The sequence below is a fragment of the Fervidicola ferrireducens genome (assembly GCF_001562425.1).
Taxonomy (GTDB): Bacteria; Bacillota; Thermosediminibacteria; order Thermosediminibacterales; family Thermosediminibacteraceae; genus Fervidicola; species Fervidicola ferrireducens.
The window spans coordinates 1-15,668 of the sequence record NZ_LOED01000002.1; the positions used below are offsets into that span (position 1 = coordinate 1).

General features: G+C 44.1%; 19 protein-coding genes. All 19 read right to left on the bottom strand.

What is annotated here, in order from left to right; genetic code table 11:
* Window positions 1-76: 76 nt before the first annotated feature.
* Window positions 77-556: a DUF3189 family protein gene (locus AN618_RS01055; RefSeq protein WP_066351018.1), complete on the bottom strand. Its 480-nt coding sequence runs from the start codon at window positions 554-556 to the stop codon at window positions 77-79.
* Between the two features lie 11 nt (window positions 557-567).
* On the bottom strand, window positions 568-1,005 hold the full coding sequence (locus AN618_RS01060) for a DUF3189 family protein (protein ID WP_245628343.1): 438 nt from the start codon (window positions 1,003-1,005) through the stop codon (window positions 568-570).
* A gap of 23 nt (window positions 1,006-1,028) precedes the next feature.
* A complete protein-coding gene (locus AN618_RS01065; RefSeq protein ID WP_083514977.1) occupies window positions 1,029-1,223 on the bottom strand; it encodes a capping complex subunit for YIEGIA in 195 nt (64 codons plus the stop codon).
* 10 nt (window positions 1,224-1,233) lie between these two features.
* The gene (locus tag AN618_RS01070) at window positions 1,234-2,127 is read right to left on the bottom strand and encodes a YIEGIA family protein (RefSeq protein ID WP_066351022.1); all 894 of its coding nucleotides are present in this window, start codon (window positions 2,125-2,127) and stop codon (window positions 1,234-1,236) included.
* Window positions 2,128-2,130: 3 nt separating this feature from the next.
* Entirely contained in the window at window positions 2,131-3,291 is a 1,161-nt protein-coding gene (gene spoIIP / locus AN618_RS01075) for a stage II sporulation protein P (protein ID WP_066351025.1), read from the bottom strand.
* Entirely contained in the window at window positions 3,288-3,923 is a 636-nt protein-coding gene (locus AN618_RS01080) for a DUF1614 domain-containing protein (protein WP_066351027.1), read from the bottom strand. The genes spoIIP and AN618_RS01080 overlap by 4 nt, the downstream gene beginning before the upstream one ends.
* Before the next feature lie 101 nt (window positions 3,924-4,024).
* Window positions 4,025-4,687, bottom strand: a complete 663-nt coding sequence (gene phoU, locus AN618_RS01085; RefSeq protein WP_066351031.1) for a phosphate signaling complex protein PhoU — start codon at window positions 4,685-4,687, stop codon at window positions 4,025-4,027.
* 23 nt (window positions 4,688-4,710) lie between these two features.
* A complete protein-coding gene (pnpS, locus tag AN618_RS01090) occupies window positions 4,711-6,435 on the bottom strand; it encodes a two-component system histidine kinase PnpS (RefSeq protein WP_066351033.1) in 1,725 nt (574 codons plus the stop codon).
* 5 nt (window positions 6,436-6,440) lie between these two features.
* Window positions 6,441-7,139: a response regulator transcription factor gene (locus AN618_RS01095; protein ID WP_066351034.1), complete on the bottom strand. Its 699-nt coding sequence runs from the start codon at window positions 7,137-7,139 to the stop codon at window positions 6,441-6,443.
* A gap of 11 nt (window positions 7,140-7,150) precedes the next feature.
* Complete coding sequence (gene pgeF, locus AN618_RS01100) at window positions 7,151-7,963, bottom strand: peptidoglycan editing factor PgeF (protein ID WP_066351036.1); 813 nt, start codon at window positions 7,961-7,963, stop codon at window positions 7,151-7,153.
* 10 nt (window positions 7,964-7,973) lie between these two features.
* On the bottom strand, window positions 7,974-9,674 hold the full coding sequence (locus AN618_RS01105; protein WP_066351038.1) for a TIGR03960 family B12-binding radical SAM protein: 1,701 nt from the start codon (window positions 9,672-9,674) through the stop codon (window positions 7,974-7,976).
* Window positions 9,675-9,761: 87 nt separating this feature from the next.
* Window positions 9,762-10,022, bottom strand: a complete 261-nt coding sequence (locus tag AN618_RS01110) for a YlmC/YmxH family sporulation protein (RefSeq protein ID WP_066351354.1) — start codon at window positions 10,020-10,022, stop codon at window positions 9,762-9,764.
* A gap of 81 nt (window positions 10,023-10,103) precedes the next feature.
* Entirely contained in the window at window positions 10,104-10,295 is a 192-nt protein-coding gene (locus AN618_RS01115; RefSeq protein WP_066351040.1) for a hypothetical protein, read from the bottom strand.
* Between the two features lie 16 nt (window positions 10,296-10,311).
* Complete coding sequence (sigG, locus tag AN618_RS01120; RefSeq protein ID WP_066351043.1) at window positions 10,312-11,085, bottom strand: RNA polymerase sporulation sigma factor SigG; 774 nt, start codon at window positions 11,083-11,085, stop codon at window positions 10,312-10,314.
* 75 nt (window positions 11,086-11,160) lie between these two features.
* Window positions 11,161-11,880, bottom strand: a complete 720-nt coding sequence (gene sigE / locus AN618_RS01125; RefSeq protein WP_066351045.1) for an RNA polymerase sporulation sigma factor SigE — start codon at window positions 11,878-11,880, stop codon at window positions 11,161-11,163.
* 23 nt (window positions 11,881-11,903) lie between these two features.
* Window positions 11,904-12,803 carry a sigma-E processing peptidase SpoIIGA gene (gene spoIIGA, locus AN618_RS01130; protein ID WP_066351047.1) on the bottom strand — a complete coding sequence of 300 codons (900 nt, stop codon included), beginning with the start codon at window positions 12,801-12,803 and terminating at the stop codon, window positions 11,904-11,906.
* 140 nt (window positions 12,804-12,943) lie between these two features.
* Window positions 12,944-14,014, bottom strand: a complete 1,071-nt coding sequence (ftsZ, locus tag AN618_RS01135; RefSeq protein ID WP_425402666.1) for a cell division protein FtsZ — start codon at window positions 14,012-14,014, stop codon at window positions 12,944-12,946.
* Window positions 14,014-15,237 carry a cell division protein FtsA gene (gene ftsA / locus AN618_RS01140; protein ID WP_066351358.1) on the bottom strand — a complete coding sequence of 408 codons (1,224 nt, stop codon included), beginning with the start codon at window positions 15,235-15,237 and terminating at the stop codon, window positions 14,014-14,016. The genes ftsZ and ftsA overlap by 1 nt, the downstream gene beginning before the upstream one ends.
* 89 nt (window positions 15,238-15,326) lie before the next feature.
* Window positions 15,327-15,668 carry a small basic family protein gene (locus AN618_RS01145; RefSeq protein WP_066351053.1) on the bottom strand — a complete coding sequence of 114 codons (342 nt, stop codon included), beginning with the start codon at window positions 15,666-15,668 and terminating at the stop codon, window positions 15,327-15,329.

Consider the following 15,668-nt stretch of genomic DNA (forward strand, 5'->3'; position numbering starts at 1 on the left):
TTTTATGATTTGGTGTTGTTTGGGGTGGCGAGGTCTTTTTTTCTACGTTTCTATGCCTTTTCCCTTCTTTTCCTACCTACTTAAATTTTACACTGCCTAGCAGACCTAACGACTTTTTCACCTCATTTACCAATTTTACAAACTCGAAATACTTTTCCTGAATTCCTTTTACAGTGAGGGGCCTACCGACGGCTACAAGACCTATTCTCCGAGAAAGAATTCCCCCTACTTTTGTTTTTAAATTCACCAAAGGAATCGTGTCGACAAAGAAAATATCCTTCGTCTCAATTTCGTTGTTCTTTAGGAAACTCAATATTGCATTTTTAACAAGCTGCCGCTGGTCGGTCATTCCGATTATGTAGATCTCGGCTCCTTTTTCGTCTTTTCCCATAAAAAAAGGAGTTCCAATTTCGAACGAATCGGTCTTATCGTAATGCGGCAGGTTTTCAATCTCGTGAACTTCAGGAACTCTGTCCTCAGGAAGCCAGCCGAGATGTATGGCAGCTGCCACCACCGACGAATGAGCGCTGCCGTAACAACAGTAAAATATTTTCATACCATCACCTTTTAAACCGACTTCTTAATACTTTCCACTAAATCCTTCAGTTTTCCAAAACTTTTTCTGATTCCCGCCATCAGGAAGAAAGTACCCGCGCGTTTAAAGTTCAACCTCCGCAACATAAAACATCCCGCTGCAAAAAAGAGGTTTCCGAAGGGCAGCAAATCAACAAACACCACTGACGTTTCTTCCATATTGTAAATTTGCGCAAAACCTTTTAACGCCTTTTCTACAACCCTGCCCGCTTTTTTCGAGCCCATTATGTAAATTTTGCGCCCCGATTTATCTTCTCCAACAAAATAAAGCTTCCCCCATTGGTCTTTCCCTAAATTTCCGAAATAAGGTAAATTTGTAATTTCCCCTGAATCGAATTCCTCCATGAGACCAAGATGCAAGGCGGCAGCTACCGCTGCAAGGTAGCTGCCGTAATAACAAGAGTATATCACATTATTCAAAAGCCATTCCTCCATTAGTGTCTCACTATCACGTACGTACCGTTTTCCAGATCATGTACCATGCCCGAAAGTATGCGAGCAAGATTAAGCGCTATTTTTTCTCTTTCCTCTTCATCTTTAGCGTAAAAAACAGGAACTCCTGAAGCCGGCTGCGTTCCGTCAACCGTCACGATGGCCAGTATAACTTCCGACAACCCTATATTTTCCACAAAACCACCTCTAATCCGCCGCTTCCCTTCCGGCTTTAGATTTAAGGGGTTTTCTTCTCGTACTTTCGAGAACTGGTACCATTTTTACCGCCTCAATTAGCGTCTCCATATCCTTTTCCATTGGGACAATTACAAGGCCAACTCTACCGGTTTTCAAATCTATTCTTACAAGCGGGGTGAAATCTATTTCGTTCACATCCCTTTTCACCCCTAAAAGGGCCGCCACGTCGTGGGCAATCGCCTGTCTCTGGCCGATATTGGAAAGTGAAGCTCTTGCATTGTCATCCTTCGGTTCGATCATCACTGCAAGCCCTTGTTCCAGAAAAATTTTTCTCGAATCCGGGTGACCCACGTTCATAACCTGGATGTTTTCGATGCATAAAATCGAACCATTGAAAAAAATTTCAGCAGGTCTTACAACGGCAATATCTTTGAGTCTTTTTCTCTTTGTAAAGAAGCTCAAAAGAAGAATCACCGTAAATCCTGCGAGAATACCCCAAACCGGATTTTTGGAAAATTCCACCACCGTGCTCGTAATTAAGGCAGTCAGCATAGCAAGGTAATTCCTCGATTCAAAGGCCTTTGCTATGTCCTCTATATACGCCGCCCCGCGGGGAACCAGCTCAGTCACTTCTATATTCCTAAGACTTTCCCTCTCCATATCCCTAATTTCTCTGAACTGTTGGGCGGCAAGGGCAAGGAAGGTAACCGCCGTATACTCCTCTGCCAAAAGGGCGGGGATGGCTACGGCACCAAGGAAAGCTGCGATGAAGCCTAACGCCAGGTGGACCATGTAGCCCTGGGGATAGCTGGGGTACTGCCTGTAGTCGACGCGCAAAAGGTATAATCTACCTATGGTCCCCATCACAAGGCCAGTTAATATTACAGCTACATATCCGCCCATATATCAGCTTTCGTCCCTCTTACCACCATTGTCGTCATCTTTTTTGCCGCGCCTTATGTTTCCCAAGAAGTTAGCAAATTCGGAACCCATAAAACGTTCTATCTTGCTGGAAAGCTCCTTCCATCCACCGGTGCTGATGAGCATATAACCTATAAAACCTACCGCTCCGATGACTACGATGCCGAGGATACTCCTCAAAGCACTTCCTCTTTCTCCGGGAACCTGGGTGGTACTTTCACCTCCCGGCGCGGCTTTCTTCTGATAATCCGTCCCGTAAAGAGTTGTGGCTATAACATCGGCAAGTATTTGCACTCCATCCTGGGCTTTTTCCCTGTAATTCGTGTAGGTACCTGCTTCGATAAGGATGGTCCGCGGAAAGAGGTCCTGATTGTAGTTCCCTTTTCCGTAAAAAATCCCTTTTATCAAACCGGGATATTTTTTATCGGCCACAGCTTTTATCTGCCAAGCAAAATTGTTTATGGTCTTCATCTGAGGATTCTGCCGCCCCACGACCAGCTGGACTTTGGCCACTGGTTGGCCGTTTACATGACCTGCATATTCGTCAGCAGGAACGGCGTCCCTGTGTATATCCAAAATGGCATCGGGATTTTGCTTCAACAGTTCCATAGCAGTCCGGCGTGACCTCTCGTATGCAGCAGCATCGTGGGGATCGTGCGGACGTTCGGAATGTATTACGGTAATTCCTCTTTCCTCCAGAGCCTCCTTTAACGCCTTGCCTACCTTAAATATTCCACCATTGTAAGGTATGCTGGCCTTTCCATCGGTGGGCACGTAAGATTCATCGCTGTGAGTATGGTAAATAGCCACCATTCTTTTTTGCTCGGCGTGGGACGTGGCGAGAGCGCTTTGGTGGTCGGACGTCTGCAGTTCTTTTAAGGCTCTTTCAAGGTCCACTTTCTCCTTAAATACAGCATAAGCTTTGTCGCCTTCAACCCTTACGATTTCGTAAAGATTGTTTTTTTCATCCAAATACTGGTCTCCGATGCTGATCACCCTTGCCGTGGCAAATATCTTCTTGTTGGTTTTTTCCTCGTAGACGGTAAAGTAGCCGTCTGTCCTTTCATCGGTGGCAAGACAAACCTGGGAAAATAGCGTCGAAAACAGAAAGATTAAAAACAAAGCAGTGAGCCCGCGAGCTTTCATTTTTCATCACCTTCTTTTTCTTTGTCAGCTTTTTCTGTGCCTCCCTGAAGTCTTTCTCTTGTCTCCCCTACCAATTCGCACAAAGCAACTCCTATAACGCCCGCTATTATCGCTGCATCGAATACTCCCGCTCCACCTATAGAAGTCTTTACGGGCCGAGTGGTAAGGCCCAGAGCATAAATAATGTCAGAAATCAATATACCCATTACTCCTGCTACGAAAGCTCCCCGCCTTGACCTGCCCAAGATATACGCTATCAATCCCGCAAGAATCGAAAAAACTATCAAGGGGTCCATTAACATGGTCTCCGGTTCGGCAGGTAAAAGCCTGCCCCCTGCATATACCGCAAGCCCTGTTAGCAAGGCTGCTATGATGGCCCTAACTTTTTCTTCATTTTCGTCAGCGGTAGCTATAAGGTAAACAGAAAGGCCGATCGGTACAAGACCGCCTCCTATGTTTATTGAAAGACCCATGCCGAGTGGTATATTGGGCAAAAAAGTACCTACGGCCATGGCTCCTATGAAAAAGAGGGCCGTCTTATCGGACAAATGCATCCTGTCCAGGATTCTTTGCAGGAGCCCGAAATATATCAGTACTGCCAGCACCAGCAGCAAGGTCACCCCTACCGGCATCCATTTCACCTCTTTTAAAATTTTTCTTTTTTATCTTTACCCAAGCTCTCTTCATTTATTCTGAAGTACATCAAAAAAGCAGCCTGTTCGGCTGCTTAAAGTTAATCGTTCAATTCTTTTTTCTCGCCCGTAACGACGTATATTATCCATTCTCCCAAATTTGTAGCATGGTCTGCAATTCGCTCCAAATACCTGCCTACGAACAGCAGTTGGGTGGCCTGCAAAATGGTATTCGGATCTTCCATCATTATGGCCAAGAGTTCCCTGAAAATCCGCGAGTAAAGTCCATCTATTTCGTCGTCGGCATCGCATACTTTCTGGGCTGCCGCTATGTCTTGATTAATATAGGCATCCAGCGCGTTTTTTACCATCTCGCATGTAAGCTCAGCCATCTTAAGTATATCTATCAATGGTTTGATGTATTGCTGGTTTAAAAGCCTTATCGTGGTTCTGGCAATATCAACGGCGTTGTCCGACATTCTTTCCAAATCCGTAGCTATTTTTACTCCAGTAAAGACAAATCTGAGGTCCTTTGCGAGTGGATGTTGCCTTGCAATGAGTTTGACACACTTGTCTTCAATCATATATTCCATGTTATCTACAATGTCGTCATCCTCAATCACTTTTTGTGCCAGCTTTTCGTCCTTTTTTACCAGGGATTCCACAGCATTGTAAATCTGCTGTTCCACCATACTTCCCATTTTCAGGATATCTTGCTGGAGTTCTTCTAACTCCCGATCAAAGCCGGGCCTCATCGTCGCCATTTGTCCTTCCCCCTCAGCCTTAGTTAAGCTTTTTTTAAAGTAAAGATGAATTTACTCCCTTGATTTACCTTGCTTTCGACCCATATATCCCCGCCAAAGGCTTTTACAAGATGCTTTACAATGGCAAGCCCCAAACCACTTCCTCCACTTCCAGCAGAGCGGGTTTTATCCACCCTATAAAACCTTTCAAATATTCTCGGAAGGTCTTCCTCAGGGATGCCCGCACCGGTGTCGCAAACCCTGAACTCTACCACATCTCCTTTCGATTCCGCTTCAATCCAAACTTTTCCGCCACTTGGAGTGTACTTTACGGCATTGTCCATAAGATTGACGAAAATCTGTCTCAGCCAATCAGGGTCGGCTTTAACTTTTGGAAGGTTTTCCTGGAATTTTTCATAATAGGTCAAATCCTTTTCCTTCAGCCTGTTTTCAAAAATTATCATGACTTCCCTTATAATTTCTTCTGCGGAAACGTCTTTAATGTTAAGCTTTAATTGATTCGTCTCTATTCTGGAAAGGTCCAACATATTGTCTGTTAGCCTGCAAAGTCTCCCCACTTCTTTCTCTATTATCTTCAAAAATCTTTTCGCCAGCGTCGGGTCCTGATAGGCCCCGTCAATGAGAGTTTCTACGAAACCTCTTATCGACGTGAGGGGAGTTCTAAGCTCGTGGGAGACGTTAGCTATAAAATCGGTGCGCATCTTCTCAATACGTTTTATTTCCGTCATATCCTTCATCACGATGATACAGCCGGCAATTTTTTCTTTTTTGTTCCTGTAAGGTGTTATGCTTACTTTTAAGGTCTTATCGCTGGGAAGCAAGGTTATCTCTTTGTAATTAGGGATCCCTCGATTTATGGTTTCCTTTACCGCTTCATCCAGTTCGTAATGCCGGATCACGCTGATAAGTTTTTTCCCCTCCGCTCTTTTTGTGTCCGCACCGACAAGTTTGCAGGCTGAGGCATTAACGAATACTATCCTGGTTTCAACATCGACCACCACAACTCCGTCTTCCAAGCTTTTCAGCAATTCACTCATTAAGGTTTTGTTTTCTTCGTTCTCTTCCAGGGTCATCCTGAGTTTCTTCGCCAGCAGATTTAACTCCCTGCTCAACTTGCCGATTTCATTTTGGGAATTGACGTGAACCGTCCGGGTAAAATCCCCCTGGGCAAAATTCCTGGTCACATCAACCATAGTTTCAAGGGGTTTTATCAAGGAGTTGGTCCTTTTCCACATAAAAGTAGAAAATAGCACTCCCAAAAAAGTTAAAACAAAAAATAGCAGATTTATTGACAGGATTTTAGCGATATCTCCGGGCAACAGCCCTACCACAACAGCCAAAGCCGCTCCGTTTTCCAATACAACGGGCACTGCCGCGCGAAATCGGCGGAAAACTCCTATTCGAACCACATCTTTATCCACATACTTCTTGCCATTTAAGACGTCTTTCAAAGGCAAATCCTTGAGCTTGATTTCTCCCGATGAAGCTATTACGTTTCCCCGCCCATCTACTATTGCCAGAGCTTTTGAAAACCGGGAACGAAACGTTGCCGCCACGTTTTGCACTTCCTGATATCTTCCAGAATCCAGGGCTACTTTTATAGATGAGGAGATAAAAGATGCCTCGGCCATCAGGTTCCGCCCCAAATTTTCAACGTAAAAACTGTTTAATGTACAAAAAGCTAAAAACAACAGAGCCAAAACCAGCACCGTTAACAGCCAGTTCCAGCTGAAGTGACTTTTTAGCAAAAAAATCACTCCAGTTCATTAAATTTATAACCGACGCCCCTCACCGTTTTGATGTATTTAGGATCTTCAGAATTTTTCTCTATCTTCTGTCTGAGATGCCTGATGTGCACATCAACCGTTCTCGTATCTCCTAAGTAGTCGTAACCCCATACGTTTTCAAGGAGATATTCTCTGGAAAAGACCTTGCCCGGATTGGAGGCTAAAAGCTTTAATAGCTCAAATTCCTTGGGCGTAAAATCCTTTTTCTTGCCGTCTACAAACACTTCGTGCCTATCTACATCTATCACCACAGGCCCTGCTTTTATTAATTCTTCGGACCTCGCTTTCTTATCGGTTCGCCTAAGTACTGCTCTCACTCTTGCCACGAGTTCACGTGGGCTAAAGGGTTTGGTGATGTAGTCGTCAGCCCCCATTTCAAGCCCCAGGACTTTGTCGATTTCGCCTGTTTTGGCAGTAAGCAGTATGACGGGTATATCTCTGGTTTCTCTCTTAAACCTTAAAGCGCGGCAGATTTCCATTCCGTCTATGCCCGGCAGCATTATATCCAAAATTATAAGGTCCGGGTGTTCCTTTTCAATAAGTTTCAATGCCTCATGGCCATCCGATGCAGTAATTACTTCATATCCTGCACTTTCGAGGTTGAACTTCACAAGCTCTACTATAAACGGCTCATCGTCGACGACCAGTATCTTTGCTCCTGCCATATAAACACCCCTCATTTTAATTCGATTACTGCCGCAAGGCTTCCTGTCACACCCTTATCCCGCCTGTATGAATAAAAAAGGTCGGGCCGGCAATGGGTGCAAAATCCGCTCACCGTAATGTTTTCCGGTTTCACTCCCACATCTTCGAGCTGCATTTTATTGGCTTTTACCAGGTCCAGCAGCCAGCGGCCGTTGCCCTTATATTCCACCAGATCCTCCCAGTACTCAAAAGCATTCTTGAATTTCTCCACCACGGGGTCATCTACTTCATAACAACTGCCGGCTATACAGGGTCCTATACCGCAAAGCAATTTTTCCACTGGAGTTTTGAAAACCTCTATCATTTTTTTCACGGTTTTCATTCCTATCTTTTTTACCGTCCCGCGCCACCCCGCGTGAGCGAGTCCCGCAGCGGGAGTCACCGGGTCCAGGAAGAACAGGGGAACGCAATCCGCATAGTAAGTCACAAGAGCAACTTTTCTTTCTCTTGTTATGAGTGCGTCCTTACCCGTTATATCGGATTTCTTCAAAATTCCCTTACCTCTATCCTCTTTTCCTGCCACGTAAATCTCGCTCTCGTGAACTTGATGGGATGCCACCAGATTCTCCATTTCAATGCCCACCGCATCGCAAAAGACTTGATAGTTTTTAAGTACCGTTTCCCTGTCGTCGCCTTTGTTGAATCCTAAATTTAGCGTCTCGCAATGGCCTACGCTAAATCCACCCCTGCGGGTTGAGAAAGCGTGCCTTACAAGACCCGTTGCTTCAAATGAAGGAATTATTAAATATTCCACGTCGCCTTTTTTCCTCAATTCAAAACTCATTGCAATCACCTTACTTTGTACATATTCTGCATACCCTGCATATTTCCTCTGTACACCTTCGCGTAGTTTTTCCTTCAATTGCTTTTTGGTATTCTCTTATAAAGTACTCCTTAGACAGTCCGATATCTATATGGTCCCAAGGAAGCACCGCATCGAGGGGAAACTCCCTGTGAGCGTAGTATTCAACGTTTTTCCCTTCGACTTCAAAGCGTTTCAATGCCGTCAAATTTCCGCCCGACCGATAAACCCGGTAGAGTAACGTGGCGGTGTCACGGTCCCCACGGGATAGCGCCGCCTGCACCTGGGAAATTCGCGGGCTTTCGTATAACATCCTTATTCCCTTAGGCTTGAGATGGTTCTGAAGCTTTTTTATTTTACCTTCCAATGAAGTCAGATTCTCCATTCCGAGCCACTGAAAGGGGGTGAAGGGTTTTGGAATAAAGGGATTTACGCTTACCGTAAGAATGCCATCTTTATTTTTTCCTTCTGCCATTTTTTCCTTGACCTTTATCAAAAATTCAATCATTTCTTCGATGTCTTCATCCGTCTCCGTTGGCAATCCGATGATATAGTAGAGCTTTATATTTTTTATTCCGTAAATTCCCGCCAGTTTTACAGCATCAAGTACGTGTTCCTCAGTTATGCCTTTATTGATGACGTTTCGAAGCCTCTGAGAACCTGCTTCCGGAGCTACAGTAAGAGTTTTATGGCCGCTGGACGAAAGCCCTTCTATGAGTGATTCGCTTAAAGAGTCGGCCCGCAAAGATGACACTGAAAATTTAATGTCATTTCTGACAAGCTCTTTTACCAATTCATCTATTTTGGGATAATCAGATACGGCAGCGCCTACCAACCCTACCTTTTTGCCAAGTCGTGCTGCAAATTTAGCCCTCTCCAATATCCTTTCCATTTTTCTAGCTCTGGGAACGCGATAACAATATCCTGCCATACAAAATCTGCAATTTCGACCGCATCCCCTTGAAAGTTCAATGAGAAACATATCCTTAAATTCGGTGTTCGGCGTAATTACTGCCGTCTCGGTGCTGAAAGCATCAAGGTCTTTTACCCATCTTCTTTTTATTTTTAGGGGGGCAGGAGGTACGGCCTTAAATTCTTCCACGTCTCCTTTATTGCCGTATTTAACCTCGTAAAAAGACGGAACGTAAACACCGTCAATTTGGGCCATCTTTTCGAGAATGTATTCCTTCGACCTTCCCGTGTTCTCTCTAAAGGTGTCCAATATCTCGTGTATAACTTCTTCCCCTTCCCCTATAACGAAAAAGTCGACAAAAGGGGAAAGGGGCTCGGGGTTGAATGTAATCGCGGGTCCTCCGGCTATGACAATCGGATTATCTCTTTCGCATGCAAATAGGGGAATGCCCGCATCGTCCAAAATTTTTAACAGATTGAGGTAATCCATCTCGAAGGACACCGAAAACCCCACTATATCGTAGCCGGATAGCGGCTTTAAAGCTTCAATGGTGTATGGCGGGAAACCTTTAAATAAAAACGCCCTGTGACACAGTGAATCCCTCCTGGAATTGATCTCGCGGTAAATGGCCTGAAATCCAAGGTTGGTCATCCCAAGTTCGTAGGCATTGGGAAAGACCAATGCCACGTTTACCGGCACCGAACCGAAGCTTTTTTCCGGAACGAAGTTGGTCTCCTGCTCTTTTAACTTTTCCATCTTGAGGCGCAATTTCCAGTTCATATCGTCCTTTTTCCTCCCTCTACCCAAAATTATAATGTTTTTTGAAAAAAATAAAAAGGCTTGTAAAAGCCTTACTCAGAATTCTTCTCAGATCCCCTTTTTCGGTTCGGTAAACTCCGAAAGCTCTATCAGTATCACGTCGCTTCCGATCTTTTTTATTTTTTCCCACGGAATCACGTAATCTCCGCCCTTGCCGAAAACGCTGAAGATTTTGACCGGAGCCGGCACGATGATCGCCCGTATGCGACCTTCTTCCACGTCTATGTCCAGGTCGTTGATGAAGCCCAGTCTCTTCCCGTCGGCTATGTTTATTATTTCTCTCTGCCTGAGGTCCGAAGCTTTTATCACCGCCATCACCCCTCTCACATTATAATTTATATTCATCAGTATTAAAAAATGTAAAAAAAACAGGGCCTAAGAAAGGCCCTATCAGTTTACTTTCATTATCATTTTCCTGACCCGTTCTTCTTCCATCACGAGTTTCAGAGGTTCTTCATGATTAACGTAAACAAGGTTTTTCATATTATAAGCCACAACGGCTTTGGTGCCCAAGAAATAGTAAAAACAGAAAAGGAACGCTACTGTCAATATCACTATAAATATCTTCTTTGCCGTTTCCATAAAAGTTCACCCCAAACTAAATGTATTTTCTCAGATGCTTTAAAGCAGCCTTCTCAAGCCTCGAGACCTGTGCCTGAGAAATTCCTATCTCCTGGGCTACTTCCATTTGAGTTTTTCCTTCAAAAAATCTGAGGGTCAGTATCATCTTTTCCCTTTCATTCAATTTCTGCATGGCTTCTTTTATTGCAATGCTGCTTATCCAATTTTCATCATTATTCTTATCGTCACTTATCTGGTCCATGACGAATATAGGGTCCCCGCCATCATGATAGATTGGCTCGAACAGCGATATGGGCTCCTGAATCGCATCCAATGCCATAACAATTTCCTCCGCGGGCATGTTCATCTCTTTCGCTATTTCATCAATGGAAGGTTCTCGAGAATTTTTGTTTACCAGCGAATCCCTGACCTGGAGCGCTTTATACGCCACATCCCTTAAAGATCTGCTGACCCTTATGGGATTGTTATCCCTGAGATACCGCCGTATTTCTCCTATAATCATCGGAACGGCGTAAGTAGAAAACTTTACGTTTTGACTTAAGTCAAAATTATCTATGGCTTTCATCAAACCGATGCACCCGACCTGAAAAAGGTCGTCGACGTATTCGCCTCTATTGTTGAATCTCTGAATAACGCTCAGCACCAATCTCAAGTTTCCGTGTATGAGCTTTTCCCTGGCTTCCTTATCTCCCTGCTTGACTTTTATAAAAAGTTCTTTCATTTTGCTGTTGGATAGAACAGGCAGTTTGGAGGTATTAACACCACATATCTCTACTTTGTTCAAATTCATAAAATATCCCCCTGTCTTTCCAGTACCTCATTTAAATTTTTGCCACAGGGGGAAGTTTTTATTCGCTTTTTTAAATTACATCATGCGAATTATTTCCTTTTTTAACCTTTTAATAATCCTTTTTTCTAATCTGGAAATATATGACTGTGAAATCCCCAGGAGTTCGGCCACTTCCTTTTGAGTTTTTTCTTTTCCATCGTTCAACCCGAACCTGAGTTCCATTATACATCTTTCCCTCTTAGATAGACGCTTTATGGCTGCATCCAAAAGCTCTTTCTCCACCTCCTCTTCGATGCACCTGTAAATCATATCGCTATCGGTTCCTAAAATATCGGAAAGCAGAAGTTCATTCCCATCCCAATCTACATTTAACGGTTCGTCAAAGGATACCTCGCTGCGGTTTTTATTGTTTCTCCTTAAATACATCAAGATCTCATTTTCTATGCACCTTGAAGCGTATGTCGCAAGCTTAATCTTTTTCCGGGGATCGAAAGTATTAATGGCTTTTATGAGGCCGATTGTCCCGATAGATATGAGGTCTTCTATACCCGCACCGGTGTTCTCAAACTTGCGGGCAATGTAAACCACTAGTCTTAAGTTCCTCTCTATTAATACGTTTTTTACCGATTCGTCTCCCCTTTCCAATTTGCTCAACAAAATGGCTTCTTCCTCGCTGGAAAGGGGAGGTGGCAGGGTTTCGCTGCCTCCTATGTAATATATGACCCTTTTTTCAAGTATTCCAAGCTTTTGTAGTATTTTTATAATCATTACCTTAAAACTAAATTTTCCCCACATTTATTCTCCCTCCATTAAAATTTTTATCTGATTAAAAATTCAGGGTTCAACAAAGCTTCATAATCACCGCAGGGGGAAAGCGCCCTGTTGCAAATTCCAAGCACCACGTTATCAGCTTCATAAACCTTTCCATCCAGCCAGATATAAACTCTATCTGCTTTTAATCCCGCCATTATACCTTTATTTTTTCCGATAGAAGTAAAGGGAATGATTCTAATACGCGTCGCCCACTGGGAATGTAAAACTGATTGTTCCAATTCCTTCAGGTTTTCTATAACTTCGCCTTTCAGGCATTGTTTTATTTTATCGGGCAAGAGTTGTTCCACAGCTGAATACTCCACTATCATCACCGGACTTCCGGAAACCGGGTCTTTTAAATCATTGCCCGTATCAATCAAGGCCCTTATTTTTAATTGTTCCCCGGCGATACCCACTGTTACCGGTACCACGAGGGAATTGGTCAATAACCTTCTAGAAATCATCGACCACACCAATCTAAAGAACGCAAACAAAAAGGTAAAAGAAACGAGTAATATCCACCATGGTACGGAAATATTATTTACTAGAAGGCCCTGCGAAAATGCATCCTCGGTATTTATGAGGTAGAATACGGCAAAGGCGCCACCTCCTACCATGAAAGAAACAAAATAAAACAGGCTTAAAGCTCTTAAAAACTCCGATAAGGTCATGGGATAAAATGCCGCCAAAACCATTAAGACCGATGCAACGATTTTACCAGGAATCGTATTTGAAAACTCACCGTTTAAAAAAAACATATCAAGGAGGAAGAGGTTTCCTAAAAGAGCTGCCATTATGAACCTAAACCTTTTCGACCTTAATTTTAGTATTAATTTTACCAGCCAGAGTATCGCAAGATTCATTATAAAATTTATCGCAAACACTACATCCAAATATATTACCATATAATTCCTCCGGCCATTTCCAGCCTAAATAAATTTATATTCAGCTAATTCTTTTTTTATGATTCAATTATAACGCGAGCCGTTACAAAAAAATGTCACTTCCTGATTAGTCCATAAAAAAAGAGCGCCATTTTGCGCTCTCATTTTTTCCTGCTTTTTCTCAGAAACGCCGGTATGTCAAAATCTTCGTCGTCAAAAGGTTCAATTTCAAAGTCGTCTTCCTGCTTTGCCGGTTTCTCCTTTTGTTCAAAACCTGTCGCTATTACAGTTATCCTTATCTCATCCTGTAGCTTTTCGTCGATAACTGCGCCGAATATTATATTGGCATCCGGATCTGCGGCCGCGGCGATGAATTCGGCCGCTTCGTTTACTTCCAGGAGTCCCAGGTTTGAGCTGCCCGTGATGTTCAAAAGAACGCCTTTCGCACCTTCTATAGACGTCTCCAGGAGCGGACTCGAAACCGCTTGTTTTGCGGCTTCAATAGCCCTGTTTTCACCGCTACCCCGGCCAATTCCCATATGCGCCAAACCGGTATCCATCATAATGGTCCTCACGTCGGCAAAGTCCAGGTTAATCAGTCCGGGAACGGCTATCAGGTCCGAAATTCCCTGCACACCCTGCCTCAAGACGTCATCGGCAATGCGGAAAGCCTCTATAATCGAAGTTTTCTTTTCTGCAATGGTAAGCAACCTGTCGTTAGGAATTGTTATGAGAGTATCCACACAATTTTTCAGATTGGCTATGCCCATTTCCGCGTGGGCCATTCGCTTTTTGCCTTCGAAGCTGAATGGTTTTGTCACAACGCCAACGGTTAGTATACCCAGGTTTTTGGAGATTTCCGCCACCACCGGGGCCGCTCCAGTTCCCGTCCCGCCTCCCATACCGGCGGTTATGAATATCATATCCGCTCCTTTCAGTGCTTCTTCTATCTCCGTGCGGCTTTCTTCGGCTGCTTTTTTCCCGATTTCAGGGTTAGCACCGGCACCAAGACCTTTTGTTAGTTTTTCCCCTATCTGAATTTTTTTATCGGCCTTTGACAAGAAAAGGGCTTGGGCATCAGTATTTACAGCTATAAACTCTACTCCCTTCAATCCCGCCTCTATCATACGATTTACGGCATTGTTTCCTCCGCCACCTATCCCGATGACTTTTATGTTGGCGAATTGTTCCATTGCCACATCAATATCTAGCACCTTATGACCCCCTTCCATCATCCTAAAAAGTATTCGCGCAATATTCGCTTCGCCCTTTCGAAAAAACTTAAAGCGCTTTTATCCCTAACTTCATCCCTATCCCCGAAAGACCTGTTTTTTGAGCCGTAGTAAAGCAGTCCCAGCGCTACCGTAAACGTATGGTCGAAGCCGTACATGTCAGTCTTTGCCGCTCTCACCGGAATCCCCAGCATCTTCTGAGCTATTTCAAGAGCCCCCCTCATATGTAAAAGGCCACCGCCACACAGGACTATTCCCGCAGCCAGCATTTCTCTGTAGTTTACTGTCTTCAGTTCTTTGTGAATAAGCGATATGATCTCCTGAACCCTAGGTTCGATAATCAAAGCCAATTCCTTCTGAGAAATTTTTCTTGGAGAAGCTTCCCCGATGCTGTGTATCTCTATATCGGGTTTGTCGGAGGCAAGGCTCGCTGCGGCGCAGGCGTACTTTCTCTTTATCGCTTCCGCCTGGGAATAAGGCAAGCGAAGGCCAATAGCAATATCGTTGGTAACGTAATCACCTCCAAGCGGGATGAGATTGTAAAGTTCAATATTTTCTCCGCGAAAAACTGTGATTTCAGTGGTCCCCGCACCTACATCGACTAAGGCCACGCCCATATCGACTTCGTCATCGCTGAGAAGTATCTCTTTAGCAGCCAACGACTTTAATATCAAACCCTCCACTTCCAATCCGGACTTTTGCACACATCTTACCACGTTTTGAATTGTCGTGAGCTGCCCTGTTATTATGCTCACTTCAACTTCCAGGCGGGTACCTATCATGCCGACGGGATCCCTTATTCCATCGCATCCGTCTACTATAAACTGTCTTGGAATTACCTCTATGATTTCCCTGTCAGGAGGTATGGCTATAATTCTTGAAGCCTGAAGCACCCGTTCCACATCGTGAGGCGTGATTTCTCTGTCGCTCCGGGGTATGGCAACAACGCCCCGGTTATTCACTATGGTCACGTTAGGACCCGAAACTCCAACTAAAACGCTGTCAATTTTGGCGTTGGACATCTGCTGCGCCTGCAGGACCGCTTCGCTTATACTTCGCACCATTGCCTCAATATTTACTATGTTGCCCTTCTTTATCCCCGTACTAGGTGCCACTCCGTAACCTATTATATCTATTTCACCATTTCGGGAAATTTCACCAACCATGCAGCATACTTTGGAACTGCCCAAGTCAAGACTGGCCACTATGCTGCTCCTCGCCAAAGCTCCACCTCCCTCCCGCGGGCGGGTTCCAATTATAAATTCCACATCCAAGCGTAAGATTCCTTTTTTTTCTACAAATTTTTTATTCATTACTTTTTAAAGAGTCTGTCCAGCATAAGACGCCGGATAATAGCCAGGTTCTGGAATATCCTCACGCCGAATGCAAAAATAGCCGCCATGTATATGGGAATACCCAATTTATCGCCAAGAAAGGCAAGGAAACCTGCAAGAAGGGCATTAATGAAAAAACCAGTTATAAAAATATTTACGTCAAAGTGCCCTTCTCCCAAAGCCCTCAAGCCCCCGAAAACCGAATCTAACGCGGCAAGGATAGCAATCGAAGCATAGGGAGCATAACTTATGGGTATATCTACGGGAACCAACAATCCCACCAAAATGCCTAATATAAGTCCGATAATGGGTATCAGCAA